Here is an 18751-nt window from a genome sequence, read left to right as displayed (position 1 = left end):
GAGGTTGGTTAGCCGTTATCTTCAAAACCGGGGTACAGTGTCATGCCGCCATCTACTACCATCGTATGACCGTGAATGTAATCGGCTTCGTCGGAGCAGAGCCAGGCCACTGTTGAGCCAATGTCGGAGGTTTCGCCGATGCGTTTGTAGGGAATCAGCTTCATTAGGTTCGACAGAGCCTGTGGCGTTTCCCAGGCGGATCGGTTGATAGGTGTACGAATGGCGCCGGGTGCTACGCTGTTGACCCGGATCTTATACCCACCCAATTCCTGAGCGATAGACTTCATGAGCAGCATAACCCCACCCTTTGAGGCCGCATAATTGGAGTGACCCGCCCAGGGGATAATTTCATGCACCGAACTCATGCAGATAATCTTGCCGAGCGACTGCGACACCTCCGGCCGTGGCCCCCGACGCAGAAACTCACGGGTGGCTTCACGAGCGCACAAAAATTGCCCAGTCAGGTTTACGTCCAGCACAAACTGCCAGTCTTTCAGGCTCATGTCGATAAACTTGGCATCTTTTTGCAGGCCCGCATTGGCAACCAGAATATCGACCGTACCGAAGGCGGCAATCGTATCGGCAAACATTTTCTGTACCTGATCTTCCTTGCTCACATCGGCCTGAGCAAGCATGGCCTGACCGCCATTGTCCCGAATGAGTTGGGCGGCTTCTTCGGCTCCGACCGGGTTGCCGATGTAGTTGATTACGACGTGAGCACCTTCCATTGCCAGCGAAAGGGCGGTTGCTTTCCCGATGCCCGAACTGGCTCCGGTAATGATGGCCGTCTGGCCGACTAATCGTTGGTTGGGTTTTTGAAACATGTTACTGGATAGTTAAATAATGGTTTTACCAGCTTACCGCCGTTGACGGTTCTGATTTTATACAAGCCGGTGTGAGCGGGGAGGTATAGCGTCTTGGTATGATGAATATCCTGAATGTCCCGGTTGGAGACGTAGCGGTATTTTTCGTCAGGCGAAACGCAATGCCGTTAGGGCTGCCGAGGTTGGTAGCGAGTAGTTCAGCGGCCTGAAAAAAGGTATTGCCCATCCGTTCGAGGTAGAGCAGATGTCTGCCCGAATCCACAATGGCGATGCTACCGCCGGGTGCGCCGTTATCGACGGCGTATTTGATAGCAGCCGAAGCGGTGGTCATGGCCAGCAATACGGCCAGTACGGTGCGTGATGGTTTCATGGTTACGGGTTATTCTTCAGGCTACTTTTTGCTGACGGAGCAGGCTATACGCTTTGTCTATGTCACTCACCCCAATAGCCAAGTGCTGAAACCAGCGGTCGTTGCTCTGCGAATCGGTGGGTATGGAGTAGCCCGTTTCAGACTTACCGTCCGGCGGATCACTTCCCTAACTTCCTGCGCCTGTCCGGTCCAGAAAAACAAATTGAACAGAATCAGTGCACACCCAAAGTGGTTTTTTAGCAAATGGCGTTTCATAAAGTATCTTTATGGAATGCAGAATTGGAAATCGTAGCGAGTGAATAACCGGCAATAACCACGTGCCTATAGCACATTTTTCAGTAAATGATCGCCGACGCGCAGGGCATTGGCAACGGTAGTCAACGATGGGTTGTAAGCCCCCGATGAGGGGAAAAAGCTCCCATCGACCACGTATAGATTGTCGAGTTCATGCGCCTTACAATTCACATCAAGCACCGACGTAGCCGGGTCCGTACCAAACCGGAGCGTACCGCACTGGTGCGAAACCCCGCTGATTCCCAGATCGTAGCCTGCCCAGTATACGGTTTTGAGAGCGGGGTCTATATCGCCCAGTTTCACAAACAGATCTTTGAGTTTTTGTTTCAGGGCTTCAAAAGCGGCCACGTTATTCTGTTCGCGGTGATAGATGAGTTGGATAGCCCCATCGTGCGTGAGTGTTACCCGGTTTTCAGGGTCGGGCAAGTCTTCGGCGGTCAGCCAAAAGTCGATGCTGTGAGTCGATAGCCAGGCCGCGTCTTTGTCGGGCAGAAAATCAGCAGCCAGTTCAGCCACCGTGGGCGGGTCGTTTTTGCCCATCAACTGAATTTCACCCAATGGATACGGGTTTTCGGGCGTGGCTTCGTAATAGTCGCCGATGCAGAAATATTTCTGAAACGCAGCTGTATTCAGCTTGTCAGGCGTGTAGGCAATCAGGCAGCCGTTGATATGGGCCATATAATTTCGCCCGACTAGGTCGTTGCTATTCGCTAATCCGTTGGGGTGCTGCCCGTTGGCCGAGCGTAGTAGCAAAGCTGCTGAGTTGATAGCTCCTGCCGCCAAAATCACCAGACAGGCTTCAAACGTTTCTATTTGGCCGTTTCGCAGCACCTGCACAGCCGTAATGCCCTTGCCTGTATCATCCGTAATCAGTCGGGTAGCTACGGTGTTGGTCAGCAGCGTTACATTTGGGTATTGTAAAGCCACCCGGACACCCGTTACATGCGCATCGGCTTTGGCTTCAGACGGGTCGGGGAAGCCATCGAAATTGCCCAGCACCGTGGGCGCGTCAGGGCGTTCAGGTTTATCCTGCCCCAGCCGCACCGCCATCGGAATCGGAAACGGTTTCAATCCCGTTTTCTGGACGTTTTCGTAGAGTTCTTTGGCAAAGGGTTCGGGCGTAATGGGGGCATACGGATACGGCTGGCTGGTTGGGGGCTCAGTAGGATCGACACTTCGGATGCCATGCACGCTATAAAGCCGTTCGGCCTGATCGTAATAAGGCGCAAAATCGGCGTATGTCAGCGGCCAGGCTGGCGAGATACCCGTTTCGTGCTGTGTCTGTTGAAAGTCGGATTCGCGCAGCCGAAAACAGGCGGCTCCGTACATTTTGCTGTTGCCACCCACTACATAGTGCGTAAACGGCTTAAACGGCTGGTTGTCTTTATCGTACCAAACCTCGTCGGTGCGGTAGCGGCCATTGACCACTACTTGCATAACGTCCCAGTTCTCTTTCTCTTTGGGGATAAAATCACCCCGTTCCAGAATCAGAATTTTTTTCCCGGTTGGGGCTAAATGCTGGGCAATTGTTCCACCACCGGAGCCGGTTCCGATGATAATAATGTCGTAGGTATGTGTCGTCATGACTGGTATTGGGCCATTCGTTTTGTTTTCCGATGGTTCGGTGTACTGCCTTTAGCAGCCCATCGGATTTAAGAATGCCAACACCATACCAGTTGACCAGAAAGGCTCAAAATGCCATTTATGCCTCAAAAAGCCACTTTTTTGATAACCGGAGACAATGCCGATGGTAATTTAATTCCTGATATGTCGGGAGACTTTGGGCATATCGGGAGATGAAATTAAGTCTGGCCAAGCTATGGTATACGTCTGTATAGGGGTGGTTTAACAGCACAAAAAAGGCTAACGTGTACGCGATCAAACCGTGATTACCCTGGTTTATCGTGCTCCCAGCAATACGTTTTTGAGGTTTCCTTTTTCTTTGGCGACTTGATACAAGAGATAAGGTGCAAAAACAATAATACCCAGTATTGTAGCCACCAGGCCGACGACAATGGAACCGGCGGAGAATTTGTTTCGCCACATGATCCATAACCCCGATAATAGTAGATAGCAACTGAAATCAAGATTAAACTGCCCGTTCCAGTTGACAGCCTGAATGTTGGATAAAAAAATCCCTACTAGATCAGCACCATCATTTCTGAAGGCTAAAGCTGTGTAAATTAGTAGTAGTGTAGCTTGGGCTATAAGTAAGCCTTTCAGAAAATTGGTATTTCCCATCGTCAGTTTTGAATTAAGGTGTTGCCGGTTTCCAGAGCGGCCCCACGGCGATAAGTAGTATAAGGATGTTGATAAACGCATTGGACGGATTGCCGGAAGCAAGGCTACCGGCACTATCTAAAAAGAACCAGGCTAAAATTCCGGCCAATACAGCTTTCCTTACTTCTTCGGACGCTTTGTCGTAAACCCATTTTTGCAGAAACCAAACGCAAACGCCCCACCCAAACAGGAAGCCTCCGGTTAAAGCCGATAAAAACCGGGTGGTGGGCGCTTCGTAGTTCTGCACCCCATCGAGTGGTACACTCAACAGATCCAGCGTCCATCTGGCCGGTTCGGACGTGGGGAGCATTGTCCCGAAGAAAAAGATGGGCCCAAAAGAGCCGATGACGATAGCAGTGATTTTCAGGTAGAATTTGTGGGATTTGTGTGTCATTACTGAAGCTTTTCGCAAACGTAATCACACGACCTCTTACATTTTAGACGCTACCGTACAATGCCTATTCGAAGCGTTGGGCTATTTTTTTCAAGTTGATAAAATACGCTGTAAGCCATTCGACATTCAACTTGTCGTGGTTAATCTGAAGAAAGAAATTTTCTAAAGCCAGCTCGAAAAGCCCTTCTAGTTGTTTATGACTAAGCGTTAGATTCAAGTCTTTCGCCCAAAGCGCTACAAACCCGCGACCAATAATCTGATTGGACTTTGCCAGCGTTTTCTGATACAAGTCGATATCCTGTTTAATGCGAAGCTGTCGATTAAAGAGCAGGTCGATTTTGTGTTCCACTAAAATAGCGATCAATTCAGGATCAATTTTAGTGGCATTATTCTCCTTTCCAGCAATCACTCCTGATTGCGTTAAGTGGTAATCCAGCAAATGACCAACAAAGATGTCCATCTCTGCAAAGTGGTGGTAGAATGATGATTTGCTTATACCCAATCGCTTCGCCAATGTCTCAACTTTAAGCGCATTGTCGCCCGAAATGGCAAAAATTTCATACCCGGTCTTTATCCAGATTTCTTTCGTTTCCGTCATTCTGCTTTGTCAACATTACCTCTGGCCACACATCATATCATCTGCTTCAAATGTATAGCACTATCGCTCAGAAGCAACAGACTCCACAAATTTGCTGTTCAGTTTACCTACTCGCAAAGTCTATTAAGATTCACTAAAAAATGCTGAGTTCAGTTGAAAATTCACGATATATCATGATTATTCTGATATTTCGTGAACGAATCAGAACTTGACAGGTTGGATTTCTGGCGTATTTTCATAGGGAAATACGCATCTTACGCAACTAAGCCACTTACTGGGCCAACAGCTACAAGCGGAACGAAAATTGAGCGTATTCTCAGAGCGACTACGCTGTTTACATTACTAAAAAAACGTATTCGGTCATGGCAGACCGTATGAACACGGACGAGAAAGCCTTACACCTCTCGCACTTTACAGTCGAGGAGGCTCTTGAAGCTATTATTCTCATCGACCAACATGGACAAGTATACCGGGCTAATAAAGCCGCCGGGTTACTGTTACACTATTCGATTGATGAATTAAGGGGACTTGCCTTCCCTGATTTCAGCATCGACTATGATGCCGACAAATTTGCTGCACTGTGGCAATCGCTGGAAAACGTACAGACCCAGACGTTCGAGATCCGGATGCGCCGAAAAGACGGTAGCCTCCTGCACGCTGAAGTCGGCATCAATTTCATTTATTTCGAAGACGAGCAGTACCTATGCTGTTTTCTGCGCGATGTGACTGAGCGTAGTCAACTGGATGAAACGCTACGGCTGATTTCGGAAGGAACAGCGGGGGTAACGGGTATGGATTTTTTCCAAAGCCTGGTGCAACACATCACGGCTACGTTAGACGTGCGGTTTGCGCTCGTTACGGAATGTGCCAACGTCGAAAAAACGCGTGTGCGAACCCTGGCCTACGTTGAACACAGTCAATTGCTCGAAAACATTGAATACGATCTGGCTGGTACCCCCTGTAGCATTGTGATGCAGGGCCGGGATTTTTACTATCCCTACGATGTTGAGCTTAATTTTGTCAAGGACTCGGGTATTGAATCCTACGTTGGCGTACCCATTTACGACCGGGCGCAGCAGGTTATTGGGCATATTGCTGTCTGCGACCATCGGCCCCTGCTAAACCAGCAGAAGTATCTGAGTGTACTGCGTATTTTTGCGTCGCGGTCGGGGGCCGAAATCGAGCGAAAAGTGGCAGAAGAGAAGCTTCGCCACACCCAGGAGCAACTCGAAGCCACCGTGATTGAGCGAACCCGGGAGTTTCTGAAAGCCAGAGATGCCGCTGAAATGGCCAACCGGGCCAAAAGTGAGTTTCTGGCCAACATGAGCCACGAACTCCGTACACCCCTCAATGGCATTCTGGGCTATACACAACTATTTCAGCGCGACCTATCTCTAACCGACCATCAGCAGCAGGGCATCAACATTATTCATAACTGTGCCGAAAACCTACTGGTACTGATCAACGATGTGCTGGACCTCTCGAAAATAGAAGCCCAGAAACTGGAAGTCGACCACAAACCGTTCAATCTGAACGAACTCCTGACCAACATTGTCAGCCTTATTCGGGTTAAGGCTGAGCAGAAGAATCTGTCGTTTTACTTTCAGGCTCCAGCCTCCCTTCCCGAAATGGTTATCGGCGACGAGCGAAAACTTCGACAGGTGCTCATTAACCTCCTTGGCAATGCCGTCAAATTTACCGATCGGGGGGGCGTTTCGCTGAAAGTGATTCCGCAGCCCAACGATCAGCTAACGTTTCAGGTCGATGATACCGGTGTTGGCATCCCGCCCGACAAACTAGACCTGATCTTTTTGCCTTTTCAGCAAGTCCGGGACGAAAGTCGGTTTATCGAAGGAACCGGTTTAGGACTGACCATCACCGAAAAGCTTATTACCCTCATGCAGGGAACACTTCGGGTGGTGAGTACCCCCGGCGAAGGCAGTTCATTTCGGGTAACCGTCCAGTTGTCGCCTATTGTCGTATCCCGTCCATTGGGCTTAGACCGCCGGGAACCTCAGCAGATCAATGGCTACGAAGGCCGTCGGCGAACGGTGCTGATTGTGGATGACCATTGGGAGAACCGGTCGTTACTGACCAACCTGCTGGAACCGTTGGGCTTTCGAACTCTGGAAGCCGAGAATGGAGCTGTTGCGCTGAAGCGTGCCCACGAAAACCTGCCCGATCTGGTGCTTATGGACCTGGTGATGCCACGTATGGATGGGTTTGAGGCTGTTCGGCAGTTTCGGCGCGACGCAGCCTTTTCGAGCGTTAAAATCGTTGCCCTGTCAGCCAGTTTGCTCAACAGTCAGCAGGTAAGTCTCGATGCGGGTTGCAACGATTTTCTGCCTAAACCCGTCAATATGGACGAGTTGCTGAGTGTGATTCAGTTCCATTTACAACTAAACTGGACCTATTTCGCGGCTACCGAGACTAAAACCCATTCGGCAAAACCCCAGAGCAACCACCGGGCAACAATGGCCCAACTGCCTCCCATTCATTTGCTCGAAGACCTGTATGCTACCTCCTTAACGGGCGATATTCAGGGCGTACTCAGCCGACTGGATATGATGGCAACGACAACGAAGGAGTGGGACGATTTTATTCAGATCATCCGGGGAATGGCCCGTCAGTTCGATATGAAGCGAATGCGTGATTATTTGAAAGACAGTTTATCTGCTTAACTACGCTCCCCTTCTGAAAACACCTACTCGACCATTGAATCATGAAATTTACACTGCTGCATTATGTTGTCGGCTTCCTGATGAGCCTGCCAGCCATCGGGCAGGAAATGGGTAGCCCATTGATGGAGCATTTTAGTCCCAAAGACTACCAGGCACACCCCGAAAACCGAGCTATTGTACAGGATGGTCGAGGGATTTTGTATGTGAGCAATTACAATGGGCTGCTCGAATACGATGGGGCATCCTGGCAACTCATTGAGGTGCCGGGCCTGACAGTCAGATCGTTGGATGTCGATCAGCATGGAACCGTTTTCGTGGGTACCCAAACCGATTTCGGCTACCTGAAGGCTATGCCAACCGGCCTTATGAAGTATGTGTCGCTGTCGGATCAACTACCCGCTTCGGATCGGCACGTATCGCCCGTCTGGCGGCTGTATTGCACACCCGATGGTATTTATTTCTGCACGTTTGAGAAAATTATCCGGTATCGACCCCAACAACCGATGCGGGTATGGTATCCCAAGCGGCAGTTTCAGCTAGCACATTACGCCCGCCGAACACTACTGGTCCAGGATGAAGGCATCGGTCTGATGCAACTGGGCACCAACGAAACCTTTACGCTCGTACCCGGTGGCGCATCGCTGGTAGCTATGCCTATTCAATCCATTCTACCCTTTCAGCAACAGAAATTACTGCTAGTTACCCAGCAACAGGGACTGTGGGTTTACGATGCAGCCGATCTGCGCCAACCATCGGTTCGCTCATCCATAACCCCGCTTGTCACGTCGGAAGATCGCTGGCTTCGGCAAAGTGATATTTCTCAGGCCATCGCGCTACCCGATTCGGCTACTGGAGTGATGCGGTACGCCTTTGCGAGTTTACGAGGGGGTATTCGGATTCTGGACACCAAAGGGCAACTCATTCAGCGTATTGATGAGCAAAATGGTCTAACCAAAAACCGGGTGCATAGCCTGTTTCTCGACCACCAGCAAACCCTTTGGGCCGGGCTGGCCAATGGAATCGATAAACTGGAGATCAATAGCCCTATCACCCGCTTTGGCGAGAATATGAATATCCGCGCTACGGTTTGGGATGTGTATAGGCACCAGCGGCAACTCTATGTGGGTACCAATACGGGACTGGCGTATCTGGACAAACAGACCGGCATATTTCGGTCCATTCGCGGCTCGGAGTCCCCTTGCTGGGATATGCTATCGTTTGGGCAGGATTTGCTGGTGGGTTCAATGGATGCTGTATTGCGGGTTCGCGACGGGGTGTTGCAACAATCAGTAGCTATTCCGGGTGGTATGGCTTACGCATTGGCACGGTCACAAGTCGATACAACGGTTGTCTTTGCGGCCATGTTCGATGGGGTCAATGTTTTACGCTATCAGCAGGGGGAGTTTCAATGGATAGGCAAGTTGCACGGTATATCGGGTGAATGTTGGTCTATTACTCCCGATGCCAATGGAAATCTCTGGATTGGTACGCATCTACAGGGATTCTTTTATGTCGATCTGTCAAACGGTATTCGCTTAAATCCACCAATCCGGCACTATAGGCTATCGGACGGCTTAAATCAGCTAACCTGGAATTACGTGGTGCCAACCTCCGAGGGATTATTTTTCACTACAAAAAATCGTATTTATCACTATTCATCTCGTTCTGACCGGTTCGACGAAGACACTCGCTTTGCCCCGCTCTTTCGAAACCCAAAAGTAAGTTCACCTTTTTTTGCACAGGATAAGCAACGCACCCTCTGGTTTGCTAATCCACTGGGTGTTTTGCGGCATCGGGGTAAGGGGGCATTTGCCTACGATAGTCTGAGCCTGTTGCCAATTCAGCGGAGTGGGTTTGCCATTCTGCCCGAACCCAATGGCATTGTCTGGATTGGTAACGACGAGGCTTTGTACCGCTACGACGGTACCCATAAACAACCGTCAACACCGTTTGAGTCGATCATTCGTGGGGTTCGCCTTACGCAATCCGATTCATTATTGCCCTTAACGGCCCGACAATCCGGCATTCAGCTTGCCTATGCCGACCGGGCTATAATGTTTCAGTTTGCTGCCGCTAGTTTCCTGGGAACCAGTGACAACGAGTTTCAATATCGGCTGATGGGGCACGGCCTGATGATGGACGATACGAACTGGTCAAAATGGACGAAAGAGCTTAAAAAGGAATATACCAATCTGCCCGCTGGCATGTACACGTTTTTCGTGCGTGCCCGAAATCCATACGGGCAACTCAGTCGCGAAAGTACCTATGTTTTTGTTGTACTGCCGCCCTGGTATCAGACAAAACTGGCTTATCTGGTTTATAGCCTTGCCACTGCCCTGTGCATTATCGGGATTATTCGTTTCTACACACGCCACCTTACCAATGAAAAAATAAAACTGGAACAACTGGTTCAAGCTCGAACTGCACAGGTAGTCCAACAGAACGAAGCGCTAGAAAAACAAGCCGTTGACCTGAAAGCCGCCAAAGAAGCCGCCGAGACGGCCAACCGGGCTAAAAGCGAATTTTTGGCCAATATGAGCCACGAGTTACGCACACCCCTCAACGGAATTCTGGGGTTTGCGCAACTGTTGCAACAGGATACGTCGCTGAATGAAACCCAGCAGAAAGGCGTTCGGGTAATTCAGGAAAGTGGTGCCAACCTGCTAACCCTGATCAATAAACTCCTGAATATTACTCGTATCGAAGGGCTGGAGGATGGAAAATGGAGCAATCCCACCAATATATCGGCCTCTGATGTGCCCCATGAGAACAGGGTGGCTGAACCTGGTCCACTACCGCCTTTATCGTATTTACAAACCCTACATGAATTGGCTATGACAGGTGATATTCAGGGCATTTTAGCCCAGCTTCAACAGATCGACTCGCTCGATTCAGCTTATTCACCGTTTGCACGAAAAGTTCGTGAGATGGCCGACGTATTTGATACAAAGCAAATCCGAGCTTACCTTAAAACTTGCCTAAAAACCTATGATTAACGAGAATGACCGCATACCCGCCAATATTCTGATTGTTGACGATACCCCCAATAACATCAGTATCCTGTTCGAAACCCTGAGCAGTCATGGCTATAAAGTGCTGGTGGAGCGGGATGGCAAAAGTGCCATCGAACAAATTCGCTATGCCCGACCCGACCTGGTCTTGCTGGATGTAATGATGCCCGGCATGGATGGCTTTGAAACCTGTCGACGACTTAAACTTGACCCTCAAACCCGCGATGTACCCGTTATTTTCATGACGGCCCTGTCCGAAACCATCGACAAAGTCAATGGTTTCAATATGGGTGCTGTCGATTACATTACCAAGCCCTTTCAACTTCAGGAAGTTCTCTCACGCATCCATACCCATTTGAGTATCCGACGGTTACGACTGGAGTTGCAGGAAGCTAATCAACGCTTGGAACAACGTGTGGCCGAACGGACCGAAGCCCTCTCCAAAGCACTGGCCGAGGTCGAACAACTTAAAAATCAGCTTCAGGCCGAGAATAGCTACCTGCGGGAGGAGATTAAATCGAGCAGTAATTTTGAAGAGATCGTTACCCAGAGCAAACCGTTCCAGAAAGTACTGCGGCAGGTGGAGCAGGTAGCCCCAACCACTACCACTGTGCTGATTCTGGGCGAGTCGGGCACGGGTAAGGAGTTGCTGGCCCGCGCCGTGCATAACCTGAGTAGTCGACGAAACCGGTCGCTGGTCAAGATCAATTGCGCCGTTTTGCCCGCTACACTTATTGAAAGCGAATTATTTGGGCATGAAAAAGGGTCTTTTACGGGCGCAACGGGACAGAAAATCGGTCGGTTCGAGTTAGCTGACGGTGGTACTATTTTTCTGGATGAGATTGGCGAAATGCCCATCGAACTACAAGCCAAGCTGCTGCGGGTATTGCAGGAAGGCGAATTTGAGCGGGTGGGCGGCAACAAAACCCTGAAGGTAAACGTTCGGGTCATTGCGGCCACGAACCGGGACCTGGAAAAAGAAGTGGCAGGAGGTCGATTCCGGGAGGATTTGTTCTACCGGCTGAACGTGTTTCCAATCCAGAGTTTACCCCTTCGCGACCGAAAAGAAGATATTCCCTTGCTGGTGCAGCATTTCTGCACCAAACACGGTCCCGGCATCGGTCGCCGGATTGAGGTCATCAGTCAGGACGTAATCGATACCCTTATGGCCTATAACTGGCCCGGCAACATTCGCGAACTGGAAAACATCGTTGAGCGATCGCTAATCATTTCGCCGGGCCGCAAACTCGAATTAGGGGACTGGGTAAGCCGACGAAGTACGCTTGATAAAAAGCTAAGTCCCATCACCCTGGAAGAATGCGAACGGGCACACATTCTGTCTGTGTTGGAAACAACGCGCTGGAAAGTAAGCGGAAAAAACGGCGCAGCGGCCATCCTGGATGTTATTCCCACTACCTTGGAGTCGAAGATGAAAAAATTAGGCATCAATAGAAATGCTTGACTATAGGATGCTCACATGCTGGGTGTTAGTAAAAATTGAACGGATAGGAATAATGCAAGTAGAGCAGCGCTGGACTTAGGCAATGGATGGCCGGTTGAAGCGGAGTTTGACCAGCGTCCCATTCTGGTTTTCGTAGGTCAGCATACCATCGAGCTGGCGGGTAAGCAGCTCCACCAACTGGGTGCCGAAGCCCGTTTCATTGACAGCTTCCGCAGGCTGTTTACCAATACCATTGTCGGCGACCATCAACAGCAACGAATCGTCGTCCATCCGTGTCAGGCTGATGTGAATTGTACCGCTGTCCTTATCGATAAATGCATATTTAAGCGAGTTAGTTATTAACTCATTGGTTATTAACCCTATGGAAACCGCTGTGTCAATATCCAGTACTAGCTCGGGCATCGAACAGTAGATGGTGATACGCCCGGCCGCATCGAACGAATCGAGAATGCTTTCGCTGAGGTTAAGAAAATAATCTCGCATCTCAATCGCCCCTAACTGCTTACCCTGGTAGAGTTTCTGATGGATGATGCCCATACTCTGCACCCGGTTCTGACTGGCCTGTATGGCTTCCTGTACGTTGGGGTCAGTAACTTTAGCCGATTGCAATGCCAGCAAACTTGATACCACTTCCAAATTATTCTTGACCCGGTGATGAATCTCCTTCAGCAGGAGTTCGTTCTGGGCGTTTTTCTGAGCAATCTCGTCGCGCTGTTGTTTAATGACTACGGCTTCCTGCAGGGCCAGTTCGCGGGCTTGTTCACGCAGACGAACCTTCAATAAGTACCAAAAGCCGAGTAGCAGCAGCAACGCATAAGCCGCATAGGCCCAAAAGCTTTGCCACCAGGGTGGGCTGATGTGTATGCGAAGGGGCGCCAGACTTGTCCAAATTCCGTCGCTATTGCGGGCTTTCAGGTGGAACAGGTACGTTCCCGGCTTCATCTGGGCAAAATCAACGGTGTTTTTCAGACCGATACTTACCCATTGTGGCTCGTCATCCAGTCCGGTCAGGGAATAGGCATAGGCACGACTGCTGGTGTTGCGGTAATCCAGCAGCGCAAATTTTAGTTCCAGGGTGTTTTCCCGGTGCGACAATGCCAGCTCATTGGCTCGCCAGCGATCCGGGGACATGGGCCGCATGGTTTGCGTTCCGTCGGTATCGAAGCAGGAAACGCTCACCAATCGCAACGGTGATGAGGCTTTAGGAATGTTGTGGATGGTATCGTTGGGCCCAAATCTCCGTAAGTTGTTCTGGCAACCGAAATAAATCTCGCCGGTAGTAGCCAGTGCTGTAATGGGTGTAGAGTAAACCGAGTTGCCTACAAACTGCGGAAACGTGGTTACGCGCTCCGTAAGGGGGTCGATACAGGATACCACCTGATGCTGGTTGAACCAGATTTTGCCGATTTTGTCGAGGGTAGCGTGGGCAAAATAATTATCCGTAAACCCGTTTGCTGCACCATATTTTTTGAATCGTCCCGTTTTAACCGAAAGTTTCTGTAAGGGAGCCGCATACCCGCTCGTTATCCATACATCACCCTGCTTATCAATCACGGGCGCAAAGGTGTAGTTGCTGGCCAGTCCATAGGGATCGCCTTGCCGGAGTACAAATCGCTGCACTTGCCGGGTTCGTTTGTTTACCCGACTAAGGCCGTGAGCGGCTCCACACACCCACACCGTGTTCTGCGCATCGACCGCAATCTTTTGCAGCGTGTTCGACAATAGGCTGTTGGCATTGGTAGGGTCGTTTTTCCACTGTTCATAGGTACTCACCAGCCCCGTCTCGACCGATAAGCTGCCCTTTGGAATGCGGAAAAGCCCTTTCCCCCAGGTTGAAATCCAGAGGTCGCCATCCCCATCAATAACCGAATCGATGGCATTTGGGATCGTCTTACTCCCTGCCTTATCTAAACGGACAGGTATGAGACGACCCGTCTTCTTGTTGTAAACGAACAGGCCAGCTTCCGCACCGACTAGCAGGTATGGATCGTGGCTGGTTCTAACCGAACCTGGCAGGGGGATGGTGAAATAGGTGAGTGGTTGTTTCAGTTCAATCTTCATTTCATTCTGGACCGGCTTGTATCGAATCAGGCCCAGATCGGTACTGATCCAAAGGAACCCTTCCGGGTCTGGCATGAGGGACTCCGTTGCGGGTCGGGCCGGAACCCCACCAGGGGTGTTAGTAAATTTTGGCAGTGGAATGTTGGGGTGGCGTTCCTGACGGGGGTCGAAAAAAAGCGGATTTTTGTCGCTCGCCCTCTCCAGCCAGATTAATCCCTGTCCATCTTCGTACAGGGTTACCAGTTCCTTGAGTTGTTCCCCATTGCTGATGGCGACAGGGGTGCATTGCTCCACGACGGTCCGGTCGGCTGAAATACGGAAGATGTCGTTATCGCAGCAAAGCCAAAGCCGCCCCGCCCGATCTTCCAGAATCACTTTTGGAAACGGAATGGGTTTGCCATCGGCCGTTCGACCATCGAACCAGTTGATTTGCCCTGTTTTAGGGTTAAAAACCCGCAGCCCGGTTTGGTCCGGAACCCCCATCCAGATCAGGCCCCGACGATCTTTGCAGAGGCCGTTAATCACATTGAGACCATCCGTGGCGTTGATCACGGGCACCCCGGATTTATTTACCGTCGGAAAGCACCGCCAACGGTTACTTGTTCGGTCAAACTGCTCGAACCCGGCGGTTGTGCAAACGTAAATATGGCCCGGCCTGGATTGGCCCAGCCTGGATTGGCCAATCCAGGCCGGGCCCGGTTCGACCAGAATGGGCGACACCGGATTGCCCTGCAACTGCCCTGGCTCGCCTGGAATGGGCAAAAAACGGACAGTACGGCCGGTTTTGGGGTCGAACCGATTCATGCCATAATCGCTGCCGATCCAGAGATAACCGGATTCATCGCGTTGAAGAAACCGGAGCTTATCCGACGATAAACTGGTTTTGTTGGTGGGCAGGTGCTGAAAATGGGCCACGTTGCCCGTTCGCGGATTATAGGCATTAAGGCCCCCATCGCGGGTGGTTATCCAGAACATGCCTCGCTCGTCCTGAATTATATCCGCCACCCGCGCCGAGGAGAGGGAGTTCAAATTTGCCGGATCAGAGCGCACCGTTACAATCTCATGACCGTCGTACCGGCTCAGGCCACTGCCGGTGACGAACCAGAGAAAATCGTCCCGGTCGGTAAAGAATCGATTGATGGTTAATTGATTTCGGTTGCGACCCAACGTCTCTTTGGGGGGTTCGTCGAAGTAAAGCTTCGTGGATTGTGCCTGCCCGTCTGGTACAGACAGGCACAATAGCAGGAAGAACCACCCAAAAACAACGTATCCATTCATGTTGACTTGTTTATTAGCCCAAGCTACTTCACTTGCCTTTTTGATCCTCGTTGTTAATATCGCGGATGCAGATAAACTTTCCGTCGCGTTTTTCAAAAATACCCATGTATTTGCCGGTGCTCACTACGTTGCCAGCCGCGTCTTTAATCGTTGTCTTCCCGACTTCAGTCACTAGATTGTCATCGCCGTATACGTCCATCGTCTCGTAGAAAACCGTAGTTCCGGTTTGGCGCGCTTTCATACTTTTGAGCAATACCTGCCGGATAGCAGCCTTTCCTATACACATGGGTTCGTCGTCGGCCATTTCTACGGCATCGTCTGCGTAGAGTGCCATTACTTTGTCGATGTCCCTGGCTGTTGTGGCGCTGGCCCATTGGGTTTCGATGGCTTGTATTTCCGTTTTGATGGCGGCCATATCGGGTTTAGCAGCTACCTGCTCGGTTGCAGTTTCCTTTTTTTGGGCGGGGGCGTTGCAACCGGTAACACAGACAGACGTTATGGCAACAACGGCCAGAAGTAGGGTAAATGGATTGGTTTTCATTGGGTTTTTGATGGTTAGACGATTTAGGGAACTCTCACTAAGCGACGGTAGAGTTCAACGGCTTTTATTTTCTCGTACACCATACCCAATTTTTTGTCTGCTTCCTGAAACGATTTGTCGTCGTGGATTTTCTGGTACGCGTTGGCATTGGGCCAATTGCCCTCGAAGTAGTAGCGGTATTTGTCGGCTCCTTCTCCCTCTACTTTGTAGAGTGTGTATCCGGCATTACTGTACCCCAACCGTTTAATGATCGTGTTCAGCTCGCCAATCACCGCCGACAGTTGAGCCTCCGTTACCCCCGCTGGCATATCGAAAAGGTGAATACTTTTGAGTTGAGTCGTTGCCGTTTGCTGAGCCTGTGCAGATGACGACATGCCGAGGCTAACCAGCAGCCAAAGAGCAGATAGGGAAATCAGGAGTTGTTTCATGGGTTTGATTGGTTGATTTGACTGTTTTTAAGAGCGATTCACCAGCACCATAGGCTGGGCTTAGCTGTGCTTATCCGTTCGGATTTAGGTAGTGTCGTCGGTTAAATCCAATTCCATAAACAACAAATAGTCTTTAAATTCTGCGGGGATTTCCATTTCCGGATACGCGTCAATGTCATGAAATCCAACACTTCTGTATAAGGAATGAGCTGCTTCCATAAACTTGGGACTGTCAAGCCGAAGTTTTTTATAGCCGACTTTTTTCGCTTCAAGTAGAAGTTCTTCGAGGATCGCTCGTCCAGCCCCAATTCGTCTGGTAGCTGGATCAATAAACATTCGTTTTATTTCACCGATTTCGGAGTTGATACGTTTTAGGCTTCCAAGTCCACATAGTTTACCGTCATAACTAGCCAGGATTAGCTGTCCGTAAGGCGGTTGAAACTTGCCAATCTGTTGGATATCCTGTTCAACAGCTTCTTGGGGATTATGGGGATGGACGCCATAGAGTTCCTGCATTTTGTCGTTCCCCCAAACTAAATAGTCAAACCATAATTTTTTTACGGCTTCCAGGTCGTCAGGAATGACAACCGTTCTTGTTTGCACATTTTCACTTTTGTTCATTTCCTGAATAGATTTTGATTGTTTACTTTCTGTGGTAACCTTGATTACAGATAGCTCAGCCACCACTGCTCTTTGTGCGTTGTTTTGTAGGCATCAAACCAGCGACACAGGGGATACAACGACGCGACAACGGCTAGCCAAATGAGATAAACCACCCCAAGATCGTAGCCTCCATCGCCGGGAAGCACAAACCGCATTGGTATGATTTGCAGCGACTTATCGGCCTCCGTCATGGTATGACCAGCGGCAAAAAAGACTAGCATGCGCAGGGTATGCAGCATATAAAAATGGATCGTGTAATAAAAAAAGGCTGTTCGTCCGTAGGTGCGCAGCACGCCCGTAATGCGATTGTGTACATTCTCCAGCAACGCCAGGCCCAACAGGCCCGGGCCTACCGTAATGCACATATACAGCAGCGAGGGTGGGTATTTATGCACCTTCAGGAACGAGAACAATGTGGTGAGGCCGTCTTTCTGGACGCTCCAGGGGAAGGGGTCGCCGTATCCATTCAGCAAACGCAGCACAACAAATAACCCAATGGCTCCGGCACCGAGATAAACCAGCCACTGTTGACGCTTCGTGGCCGAAACCGCTGGCTCAAACAAACGACCCAGGCAGTAGCCCAGCATCATTAGCCCCAGCCAGGGAAGAAACGGGTATAGTACCACAATGACCCGACCGGGAGCGTAGTCAAACACACGGTGACTGCCGCCATGAACCAGCGCCCACCCAAAACCCGACGTAAATCCCGGTGCCTGTTCCACCGCATCCAGCAGATTATGGCCTAAAACGATCGCTAAACCAAGGCTCAGTATGACCCGGAACGGCAGCCAGGTCAGCCCGACCATGAACACCATACTGATGCCCAGCGACCAGAAAACAACCAGCGTGATGGGATTAAACAGGGTAAACGTATCCGCCGGTGCAATCAGGAGTACCTCGGCTACAATGAGCCATAGACCCCGTTTCAGCAGGAACAAACTCAACTCGCTGCGCGATTTTCGTAAGCCCTGCAGGTAGATGGACGTACCGGATAGTAAGGCAAACGTAGGGGCGCAGAAGTGGGTAATCCAGCGGGTGATGTACAGGACCGGTGTGGTCGTATCGAGATTGAGCGGATCGTCGGTATAGGCCTGAGCGTGAAAGAAATCGCGCGTATGGTCCAGCGCCATAATGATCATAATCAGACCCCGCAGTACGTCGATGGACTCGATGCGGCTTTTGATGAATGAAGGCGCTGGATTGAGGGAGCCTGCGGTTGCCGATTTATGGGTGAGCGGAAAGGTCATTTCGCTATAACGGCAAAAACTAGTCTACGTGTCATGAGAGATAGGGGCCAGGGCAGGAATCTGTAAAAAACGATGAGGGTCATCATCGAATCCGATTAAACAAATTAGCGCACTTTATAGGCTTCTAACTCAATCTCAATCAACTGGCCGGGCAAGGCTAATTCCTTTACGCCAAACCACGACCCAGTCGGAAACTGCTTTTTGTAGATCGTATTCCGGTAAGCCGACTGGTTCACAAATTCGGGCATGTTCGTGGTCAGAATATTCTCCACTACAACGTCGTCCCAGGTGTAGCCATAGTGCTTCAGAATTTTGTCCAGATCGGCGTAGCAATTTTTCATTTGTTGTCCCAGATCACCTTTCGCCGTCAGGTTTCCTTTCTCGTCCATACTGACCGCACCCGATATTTTCAGTTCATTGCCAATCCGAACGGCATGGGAATAGCCATACGCTTTTTCAACGTCGGGCCGTAACAGGAAGTACTCCGGTGCATCGGATTGAGCCGCTGGTTTCTCATCTGCTTTTTGGGGAGCGGTATTGCAGCCGACGGCAAACAGGGTCAGGGCGGCAAAAGCGGCCAGCATCATGGTGAATTGATTGGCTTTCATTGAGGTTTGGT

16 protein-coding genes are annotated in these 18751 nt (G+C 50.3%); 3 read left to right on the top strand and 13 right to left on the bottom strand.

The features are described from left to right. Window positions 1-8: 8 nt before the first annotated feature. The 7 genes from B5M13_RS11315 to B5M13_RS11290 all read right to left on the bottom strand — a co-directional run bounded on the left by B5M13_RS11315 (window position 9) and on the right by B5M13_RS11290 (window position 4760). Entirely contained in the window at window positions 9-824 is an 816-nt protein-coding gene (locus tag B5M13_RS11315) for an SDR family oxidoreductase (RefSeq protein WP_080055772.1), read from the bottom strand. 25 nt (window positions 825-849) lie between these two features. Next, window positions 850-1194, bottom strand: coding sequence for a heme-degrading domain-containing protein (locus tag B5M13_RS34110; protein WP_080055771.1), 345 nt, complete (start codon window positions 1192-1194; stop codon window positions 850-852). 66 nt (window positions 1195-1260) lie between these two features. Next, window positions 1261-1449: a hypothetical protein gene (locus tag B5M13_RS33795; protein WP_155297232.1), complete on the bottom strand. Its 189-nt coding sequence runs from the start codon at window positions 1447-1449 to the stop codon at window positions 1261-1263. A 66-nt stretch (window positions 1450-1515) separates the two neighbouring features. Next, a complete protein-coding gene (locus B5M13_RS11305; protein WP_080055770.1) occupies window positions 1516-3072 on the bottom strand; it encodes a GMC oxidoreductase in 1557 nt (518 codons plus the stop codon). 315 nt (window positions 3073-3387) lie between these two features. Next, the gene (locus B5M13_RS11300; protein ID WP_080055769.1) at window positions 3388-3729 is read right to left on the bottom strand and encodes a hypothetical protein; all 342 of its coding nucleotides are present in this window, start codon (window positions 3727-3729) and stop codon (window positions 3388-3390) included. A 13-nt stretch (window positions 3730-3742) separates the two neighbouring features. After that, window positions 3743-4162: a hypothetical protein gene (locus tag B5M13_RS11295; RefSeq protein ID WP_080055768.1), complete on the bottom strand. Its 420-nt coding sequence runs from the start codon at window positions 4160-4162 to the stop codon at window positions 3743-3745. A gap of 64 nt (window positions 4163-4226) precedes the next feature. Beyond that, on the bottom strand, window positions 4227-4760 hold the full coding sequence (locus B5M13_RS11290) for a TetR/AcrR family transcriptional regulator (RefSeq protein WP_080055767.1): 534 nt from the start codon (window positions 4758-4760) through the stop codon (window positions 4227-4229). Between the two features lie 362 nt (window positions 4761-5122). Between B5M13_RS11290 and B5M13_RS11285 the strand changes: the two genes are divergently transcribed. Genes B5M13_RS11285 through B5M13_RS11275 form a run of 3 tightly spaced genes read left to right on the top strand, consistent with a single transcriptional unit; the run spans window position 5123 to window position 11914 of the window. Further along, window positions 5123-7441 (top strand): PAS domain-containing hybrid sensor histidine kinase/response regulator, encoded by a 2319-nt coding sequence (locus B5M13_RS11285; protein ID WP_080055766.1) that lies wholly within the window; start codon window positions 5123-5125, stop codon window positions 7439-7441. Between the two features lie 41 nt (window positions 7442-7482). Then, complete coding sequence (locus tag B5M13_RS34105; protein ID WP_080055765.1) at window positions 7483-10437, top strand: ligand-binding sensor domain-containing protein; 2955 nt, start codon at window positions 7483-7485, stop codon at window positions 10435-10437. Continuing rightward, window positions 10430-11914, top strand: a complete 1485-nt coding sequence (locus B5M13_RS11275; RefSeq protein ID WP_080055764.1) for a sigma-54-dependent transcriptional regulator — start codon at window positions 10430-10432, stop codon at window positions 11912-11914. Before B5M13_RS34105 ends, B5M13_RS11275 begins: the two co-directional genes overlap by 8 nt. Before the next feature lie 75 nt (window positions 11915-11989). Here the strand turns inward: B5M13_RS11275 and B5M13_RS11270 are convergent, their stop codons facing one another. The 6 genes from B5M13_RS11270 to B5M13_RS11245 form a co-directional block, all read right to left on the bottom strand. After that, entirely contained in the window at window positions 11990-15253 is a 3264-nt protein-coding gene (locus B5M13_RS11270; protein ID WP_080055763.1) for a histidine kinase dimerization/phosphoacceptor domain -containing protein, read from the bottom strand. A gap of 28 nt (window positions 15254-15281) precedes the next feature. Further along, window positions 15282-15794, bottom strand: coding sequence for a YybH family protein (locus B5M13_RS11265; RefSeq protein ID WP_080055762.1), 513 nt, complete (start codon window positions 15792-15794; stop codon window positions 15282-15284). A gap of 23 nt (window positions 15795-15817) precedes the next feature. After that, window positions 15818-16222: a hypothetical protein gene (locus tag B5M13_RS11260; protein WP_080055761.1), complete on the bottom strand. Its 405-nt coding sequence runs from the start codon at window positions 16220-16222 to the stop codon at window positions 15818-15820. Between the two features lie 84 nt (window positions 16223-16306). Further along, window positions 16307-16843: a GNAT family N-acetyltransferase gene (locus B5M13_RS11255; protein WP_080059884.1), complete on the bottom strand. Its 537-nt coding sequence runs from the start codon at window positions 16841-16843 to the stop codon at window positions 16307-16309. Window positions 16844-16887: 44 nt separating this feature from the next. Continuing rightward, window positions 16888-18132, bottom strand: a complete 1245-nt coding sequence (locus B5M13_RS11250) for a DUF1624 domain-containing protein (RefSeq protein ID WP_080055760.1) — start codon at window positions 18130-18132, stop codon at window positions 16888-16890. A 104-nt stretch (window positions 18133-18236) separates the two neighbouring features. Continuing rightward, window positions 18237-18740: a RidA family protein gene (locus B5M13_RS11245; RefSeq protein ID WP_080055759.1), complete on the bottom strand. Its 504-nt coding sequence runs from the start codon at window positions 18738-18740 to the stop codon at window positions 18237-18239. Window positions 18741-18751: the final 11 nt, after the last annotated feature.

It is taken from the genome of Spirosoma aerolatum (assembly GCF_002056795.1).
GTDB lineage: Bacteria > Bacteroidota > Bacteroidia > Cytophagales > Spirosomataceae > Spirosoma > Spirosoma aerolatum.
The sequence above is the reverse complement of the archived record's forward strand: the minus strand, read 5'-3'. Positions and strand labels throughout refer to the sequence as shown.